The 7,814-nt window shown below is 37.3% G+C and carries 7 protein-coding genes and 1 pseudogene; all 8 read left to right on the forward strand.

What is annotated here, in order from left to right; genetic code table 11:
* Window positions 1-181: 181 nt before the first annotated feature.
* The 8 genes and pseudogenes from ACTQZM_RS02910 (at window position 182) to celB (ending at window position 7,665) form a co-directional block, all read left to right on the forward strand.
* A complete protein-coding gene (locus ACTQZM_RS02910; protein ID WP_016250439.1) occupies window positions 182-514 on the forward strand; it encodes a PTS sugar transporter subunit IIB in 333 nt (110 codons plus the stop codon).
* Window positions 515-533: 19 nt separating this feature from the next.
* A complete protein-coding gene (locus ACTQZM_RS02915) occupies window positions 534-896 on the forward strand; it encodes a PTS lactose/cellobiose transporter subunit IIA (RefSeq protein ID WP_016250438.1) in 363 nt (120 codons plus the stop codon).
* Between the two features lie 55 nt (window positions 897-951).
* Window positions 952-2,040: a DUF871 domain-containing protein gene (locus ACTQZM_RS02920; protein ID WP_441652852.1), complete on the forward strand. Its 1,089-nt coding sequence runs from the start codon at window positions 952-954 to the stop codon at window positions 2,038-2,040.
* Between the two features lie 188 nt (window positions 2,041-2,228).
* Complete coding sequence (locus ACTQZM_RS02925; protein ID WP_047241750.1) at window positions 2,229-3,605, forward strand: 6-phospho-beta-glucosidase; 1,377 nt, start codon at window positions 2,229-2,231, stop codon at window positions 3,603-3,605.
* Window positions 3,606-3,741: 136 nt separating this feature from the next.
* Window positions 3,742-4,032 (forward strand): annotated as a pseudogene (locus tag ACTQZM_RS02930) (DUF871 domain-containing protein); the annotation flags it as partial.
* Window positions 4,033-4,300: 268 nt separating this feature from the next.
* The gene (locus ACTQZM_RS02935; RefSeq protein ID WP_087403300.1) at window positions 4,301-5,737 is read left to right on the forward strand and encodes a 6-phospho-beta-glucosidase; all 1,437 of its coding nucleotides are present in this window, start codon (window positions 4,301-4,303) and stop codon (window positions 5,735-5,737) included.
* Window positions 5,738-5,801: 64 nt separating this feature from the next.
* Window positions 5,802-6,296 (forward strand): hypothetical protein, encoded by a 495-nt coding sequence (locus ACTQZM_RS02940; RefSeq protein WP_113842884.1) that lies wholly within the window; start codon window positions 5,802-5,804, stop codon window positions 6,294-6,296.
* 22 nt (window positions 6,297-6,318) lie between these two features.
* Window positions 6,319-7,665 carry a PTS cellobiose transporter subunit IIC gene (gene celB / locus ACTQZM_RS02945; RefSeq protein ID WP_243198023.1) on the forward strand — a complete coding sequence of 449 codons (1,347 nt, stop codon included), beginning with the start codon at window positions 6,319-6,321 and terminating at the stop codon, window positions 7,663-7,665.
* Window positions 7,666-7,814 lie beyond the last annotated feature (149 nt).

Raw genomic sequence — 7,814 nt, forward strand, 5'->3', positions numbered from 1 at the left:
TTAATAAGTAGGAAAATCAGCTAGCTATCTGGGTAAAGAGTAGGTAGCTGATTTTTTTTGAAATCATGTGTGAATATTTTTATTTGTTCCTACTTGAAAAATTTGTACCAATATGTTATAACTATGGTGTAATTAGAAAACGTTTGCATCTTAAAAAAAGATGTGCGTAGGAGGAATTATTATGGCAAAAGAAACAATTATGTTATGTTGTGCAGCAGGGATGTCTACAAGTTTATTAGTGACAAAAATGAAAGAAGCTGCCGAAAAACAAGGTAAAGACGCAGAAATTTTTGCCGTTTCAGCAAGTGAAGCGGATCATGAATTAGATTCAAAGAAAATTGACGTGGTATTATTAGGCCCACAAGTTCGTTACATGCAAAACGACTTCAAGAAAAAATTAGCTGGCCGTAACAATGGCGCAGATATTCCTTTAGCAGTCATCGATATGCGTGCATACGGTATGATGGACGGTGCTGCAGTCGTTACTCAAGCCTATGAATTAATGGGTAAATAATTAGGTAAAGAGGGATAAAATGGCAGAGGAAAAAACAAAAGAACAACGTGACCAAGAACAATTAATGGCAACCATGGGGCTAATTATCAATGGTGGGAATGCCAAAAGTTTAGCATTTGAAGCGATTTATGCAGCAAAAGAAGGCAAATTTGACGAAGCACAAGAAAAGCTAAAAGAAGCTGATGAAGCTTTAGTAGAAGCACATAATTCCCAAACAGAAATGCTAGCTCAAGAAGCAGCTGGTCATCCAGTAGAAGTGCATTTATTAACAGTCCATTCACAAGACCATTTAATGAATGCGATTACTTTCAAAGATTTAGCTGGTGAAGTGGTGGCTATCCATCAAGAATTAGCTGAAATTAAAGCCAAATTAGCAGAATAAAATCATCAAAAGGGGGCAAGTTTATAAGTCCCCTTTTTTGTTAGGAGGTATGATTTTGAAACGCGAATTAGGAGTTTCTCTCTATCCAGATCACAGTGATGCCCAAAAAGACCGCCAATATCTGAAACGCGCGGCTGAATTAGGTTTTACGCGGCTATTTATGAGCATGCTAGAAGTCAGCGAAGGCAAAGAAGCAGTCAAGGCGAAGTTCCAATCGATTATCCATTATGCCAAAGAGTTAGGCTTTGAAGTGAGCTTGGATGTTTCACCGGCGATTTTCTCTCAGCTTGGTATATCTTATCAGGATTTAGGCTTTTTTGCGGAACTAGGCGCAGATATTGTCCGTTTAGATGAAAGTTTTGATAGCGCTACCGAGGCGATGTTGACGTATAATCCATACCAATTAAATATCGAATTAAATATGAGCAATAATGTTCTACAACTGGAAAATATGCTTTCTTATCAAGCCAATCGCCCATTTATTTACGGTTGTCATAACTTCTATCCGCAACGCAATACCGGCTTAGGTTATGATTTCTTTATCGATTGTTCGCGTCATTATAAAGCGCAAGGCATTAAGACCGCAGCGTTTGTTTCTAGTCATGTTGGCAATCTAGGCCCTTGGAATGTCAATGATGGCCTACCTACTTTAGAAATGCACCGGGATTTACCGATTGACGTCCAAGCCAAACATTTATTTGCAACTGATTTAATCGATGTGGTGATTATCGGCAATGCTTATGCGAGTGAGGAAGAATTAGTGGCCTTATCACAAGTCAATCGTTATCAAATCGAATTGACAGTTGAAACAGTAGCGGACATCTCACCAGTTGAAGAAAAAATTATTGATTATCCGCAACACGTGCGACGCGGAGACATCAATGAATTTGCGGTCCGTTCTTCTCAACCACGGGTCATTTACAAAGATGTGGCTAATCCTGCACATGATCATCAAGTACCTTTTGCTTATGGGGATGTCGTGATTGGCAATGATGACTTCGATCGTTACAAGAATGAATTACAGATTGTCTTGACCGCGCACGAAGATTCTCGTAAAAATAAAGTCGGCCAAATCGCCAAAGAAGAGCAAATTTTACTACCATTTATTCAACCATGGACAAAATTTAAACTCAAACGCAAATAAAACCATTCCGGAAGCTTCTTTCAATAGAGGCTTCTTTTTTTGTACTGGGTGTTGTGAATTTTATTTACAAAAAACACTATTATTCTGCGTATGTTTTGTAAATGTTAGACGAAAATCTATGAATTCGCTTTAACAAAACACTAAGGAGAGATAGACTGAACTTGAAAAAAAGAAATGGAGGTAGCACAATGAAGAAAATCAAAATAGCAACAATTGGTGGAGGTAGTAGTTATACCCCAGAATTAATGGAAGGTTTTATCAAACGTTATGAAGAATTGCCTATCAAAGAAATCTGGTTAGTGGATGTGGAAGAAGGCCGTGAAAAACAAGAAATCGTGGGCGCAATGGCACAAAGAATGTGGGATGCTTCTCCTTATGATGTCAAAGTGTATACGACTTTAAATCGCGAAGAAGCCTTAAAAGACGCTGATTTCGTGACGACACAATTTCGAGTGGGTCAATTAAATGCTAGAATTAAAGATGAACGTATTCCTTTCTCTTATGGCATGCTTGGCCAAGAAACCAATGGTGCAGGTGGCATGTTCAAAGCTTTTCGTACGATTCCAGTCATTTTAGAAATCGTAGAAGATATGAAACGTTTATGCCCAAATGCTTGGTTAATTAATTTTGCTAATCCAAGTGGTATGGTTACGGAAGCCGTTTTAAGATATGGTAAATGGAAAAAAGTCATCGGGTTATGTAATGTACCAGTAACTGCTAAGATGGGTGAATCAGAAGTCTTAGGAGTACAGCCGGAAGATTTAATCTATAAATTTGCCGGAGTGAACCATTTCCATTGGCATAAAGTAGCGAACAAGCAAGGAGAAGATATTACCCTTGAGTTGATTCATCGTTTAATCGAAAAAAATAGTGGGTTACCTAGCAATATTTTTGATGTGCCATTTGAGTTAGAACAATTAGAGCAAATGAAAATGATTCCGTGTGGTTATCATCGTTACTATTATCGTTATGAAGAAATGTTAGCCCATGGTTTAGAAGAATACCGTACGATTGGAACGCGTGCTGAACAAGTCAAACAATTAGAACATGAATTATTTGAATTATACAAAGATCCACAATTAAATTATAAACCAAAACAACTAGAAGAACGTGGCGGTGCTTATTATTCTGATGCAGCATGTGAAACGATTGCCTCTATATATGCTAATAAGAATACAGAAATCGTGGTTTCTACCTTAAATGATGGCGCTGTTCCGGATTTACCTGCGGATTGTGCGGTTGAAGTGACTGCTTACGTTGGTGCCCAAGGAGCTAGAAATGTTGCGTTTGGCTCATTACCAACAGCAGAAAGAGGCTGGTTGCAAGTGATGAAGGCGATGGAGCTATTAACGATTGAGGCTGCCGTAACAGGTGATTATGGAACTGCCTTACAAGCCTTTACAATTAATCCACTAGTCCCATCAGGAAAGACTGCCAAACGAGTGCTAGATGAACTACTTTTAGCACATAAAAAATATTTACCACAATTTGCAGACAAGATTAAAGAATTGGAAGAAGCAAATATCGAAATCAAGGATGAAGTCGTTCGCAAACTTTGTCAATAAGCTAAAGCGATGTAGATACGGGAGAGATTGCAGGCTCTCTCGTATCTATAAAATTGAAAAAATTTGACAAAAAAATAGCTTTATACCAAGGCATAGAGCGAAAATATTTCAATTCAACTGTAAAACTCCCGATTATCCGCAACACGTACGACGCGGAGACATCAATGAATTTGCGGTCCGTTCTTCTCAACCACGTGTCATTTACAAAGATGTGGCTAATCCTGCACATGACCATCAAGCGCCTTTTGCTTATGGGGATGTCGTGATTGGCAATGATGACTTTGATCGTTACAAGAATGAATTACAGATTGTCTTGACCGCGCACGAAGATTCTCGTAAAAATAAAGTCGGCCAAATCGCCAAAGAAGAGCAAATTTTACTACCATTTATTCAACCATGGACAAAATTTAAACTCAAACGCAAATAAAACCATTCCGGAAGCTTCTTTCAATAGAGGCTTCTTTTTTTGTACTGGGTGTTGTGAATTTTATTTTTAACCCTCTAAATAACGAAAACTGTTTTTTTATATTATAAAATACATTATGTAAAGTCTAAGGATAAACACTTGATTGAATATTGTTTTAGAAAAATAATATTTTTAATTGATTAGCACTTGACTAATTTGTACCAATCAATTAAACTTATGGGTGTAATGAGAAAGCGTTTTACAAAAAGTGCTTAAGGAGCGAATCGCAATGACAAAATTACCAGAAAATTTTTTATGGGGCGGTGCGGTGGCTGCCCATCAATTAGAAGGCGCTTGGCAAGAAGGCGGAAAGGGAATGAGTGTCGCCGATGTGATGACTGCGGGTCGTCATGGAGTACCACGTGAAATTACGGATGGCGTCTTACCAGGTAAATATTATCCAAACCATGAAGCGATTGATTTTTATCATCACTATAAAGAAGATATCGCCTTATTTGCAGAAATGGGCTTCAAGTGTTTCCGTACTTCGATTGCTTGGACACGTATTTTTCCAAAAGGCGATGAGTTAGAGCCAAATGAAGCGGGTCTACAATTTTATGATGATTTGTTTGATGAATGCTTAAAACACGGCATCGAACCAGTCGTCACTTTATCTCACTTTGAGTTGCCATTCCATTTAGTCAAAGAATATGGTGGCTTTACAAACCGCAAGACCATTGATTTCTTTGTTCGTTTTGCAACGGTTTGTTTTGAACGCTATAAAGATAAAGTGAAATATTGGATGACTTTTAATGAAATCAATAACCAAGCAAATTATCAAGAAGACTTCGCCCCATTTACCAACTCAGGGATTGTCTATAAAGAAGGCGATGACCGTGAAGCGATTATGTATCAAGCCGCACACTATGAATTAGTGGCCTCCGCATTAGCAGTCAAAGCCGGTAAAGCAATCAACCCTAATTTTGAAATCGGTTGTATGATTGCGATGTGTCCGATTTATCCAGCTACATGTAAACCAGCTGATATCTTGATGGCGCAAAAAGCGATGGAAAAACGTTATTACTTCGCTGATGTTCATGTCCATGGTTTCTATCCAAATCATATTTTGAAATACTGGGAACGTAAAGGTATCAAGGTCGACTTCACTAAAGAAGATGAACAAATCTTACGTGAAGGTACGGTTGATTATATCGGATTTAGTTATTATATGTCCTTTGCGATTGATAGTCATCGCAAAAATAACCCACACTTTGACTACCTTGAAACAGAAGACTTAGTGAAAAATCCATATGTCAAAGCGAGTGAATGGGATTGGCAAATTGATCCACAAGGCTTACGTTACAGCTTGAATTGGTTTACGGATATGTATCATTTGCCATTATTCATTGTTGAAAATGGTTTTGGTGCGATTGATAAGGTCGAAGAAGATGGTATGGTGCATGATGATTATCGTATTGAATATTTAGGTGCCCATATTAAAGAAATGATCAAAGCCGTGGATGAAGATGGTGTTGATTTGATGGGGTACACTCCTTGGGGCTGTATCGATTTAGTGTCAGCCGGTACAGGAGAAATGCGTAAACGTTATGGTTTTATTTATGTAGATAAAGACGATGAAGGTAACGGTACTTATGCGCGTTCACCTAAATTATCTTTCAACTGGTATAAAGAAGTCATTGCTTCAAATGGCGAAAATTTATTTTAGGTTTTAAGTTGCTTCTATTTTTAGTGAAGTAAACAATGATAAATGCTACTGGAGGAGTATGAGAATGGTTAATCAAGAAAAGATTGCTTTAAAACAAAGAAGACAGGAAACGAGCTTGAACACCATGTATTTCAATCGTTATTTGCTCATTCGCTACATGACGGCTGCTTACTTCTTCAGTAACATGCATTGGGCGTTTTTACTAATTGGTTATCATCAAATGACAGCCATTATACCAATCACGCTATTTTTAGTAGGGATTTTGGTGGTAATTGAACAAGTGAAAAAATATTGGCACAAGGAAAGTCGACTACCCTTTGCAAAATATTATTATTACGCTCAAGGTTTAGTCAATCTTGTGGGGATTTTAAGCTATTTGACGCCTTTTTCTGACCAACTATTTCCATTTATGTCTGCAAAAGGTATGCTACCGATGATTTTATGGCTTGGTTTAGGATTAGCTGGCTGTGTCATTTTAGAAAAAAGAATCCATGCGATTGAACAAAATAAAGATCGTGCGTTAACTATCATCAAAGAATATGAAGCAACTTTAAAATAAAAATTACAAAGGGGATTTTTTTATGGAAAACAACAAGGCTTTTGCATTTTTAGAAAAGTACTTAATGGGTCCTATGGGTAAGATGAGTCAGTGGCGTATTGTACGTGGTGTGATGGCCGCTGGGATGGCGTCTATTCCATTTACAATTGTCGGATCGATGTTCTTAGTATTGAATATTTTACCTGATACAATGGAATTTTTACGTGGATTTTTTGAAGCAACATTCTTCAAAGTAAGTTCGCTATACATGGTTGCCAATACCGCAACTATGGGTATATTGGCATTATATTTTTGTATTGTTTTCGCCTATGAATATACTAAGATTCATCATGATGAAGAAAAAATCGATGTAAACCCATTGACAGGGGCTTTACTAGCGATGTTTGCATTCTTTATGTGTATTCCAGAATTGGTTTTCAAAGATGGTACGATGACTCTATTACAAATTGTCGATGAAAAGAATGGAGCCTTCACCATTAACGGGGTAACAATGGGAAATACAATTTCTCGCTTAGGTTCAACAGGTATCTTTACAGGAATTATCGTGGGTATTATTGCTGTTAAAATTTATGTATTCTGTGTCAAACGTAATATCATTGTAAAAATGCCTGATACCGTTCCAGCAGGGGTTTCTCGTTCATTTACCGCTTTGATTCCAACATTCTTTATTGCTTTTGCGATGATACTCATTGAAGGAATTTTAGTCTTCTTCCAAACAGATGTATTCAAATTAGTAGCCATTCCATTTGGATTTGTTGTTAATTTAACCAACACTTGGATTGGAGTAATGGTTATTTACTTTATTATCCATGCTTTATGGATTGTAGGGATACATGGTGCAAATATCGTAAGTGGACTATTAACTCCAATTGTTTTATCAAATATGGAAGCAAACCAAGCAGGTGCACACATTCCGTTTGCTGGTGAATTCCAAAACTCATTCGTTGTAATGGGTGGTTCTGGTTCTACTTTAGGATTATGTATTTTTATCGCATTCTTTGCAAAATCAGCTCAATTAGGTGCGTTAGGTAAAGCGGCATTAGTTCCTTCATTCTTTAATATTAACGAACCAATTATTTTCGGTTTGCCAGTAGTCTATAACCCATTTGTTGCTATTCCATTCTTCTTAGCACCAATGACAGCTGCTACAATTGGTTATTTTGCAATTAAATTACAAATGATTGCTCCTCCAATTGCGCAAGTGCCATGGCCAACACCAATTGGTATCGGTGCATTTATTGGATCAGGTGGTGACTGGAAAGCGCTAGTCGTATCATTTATTTGTGGTATCGCAGCCTTCTTAGTATACTTCCCATTCATTAAATTCTATGACAATAAATTATACAAAGAAGAACAAGCTGCAGCATAATGCTGAATTTGTTCAATAATAAAAGAGATAGCTCAATATGTACCGACCCCCAAAAGTTAGACCATAAAATCTAACAATTGGAGGTCGGTATTTTTATGGCTAAATACAGTTATGAACTAAAAAAGAAAGTTGTTAATGCATACTTAGCT

The sequence above is a fragment of the Enterococcus cecorum genome, assembly GCF_052119425.1.
GTDB lineage: Bacteria > Bacillota > Bacilli > Lactobacillales > Enterococcaceae > Enterococcus_E > Enterococcus_E cecorum_C.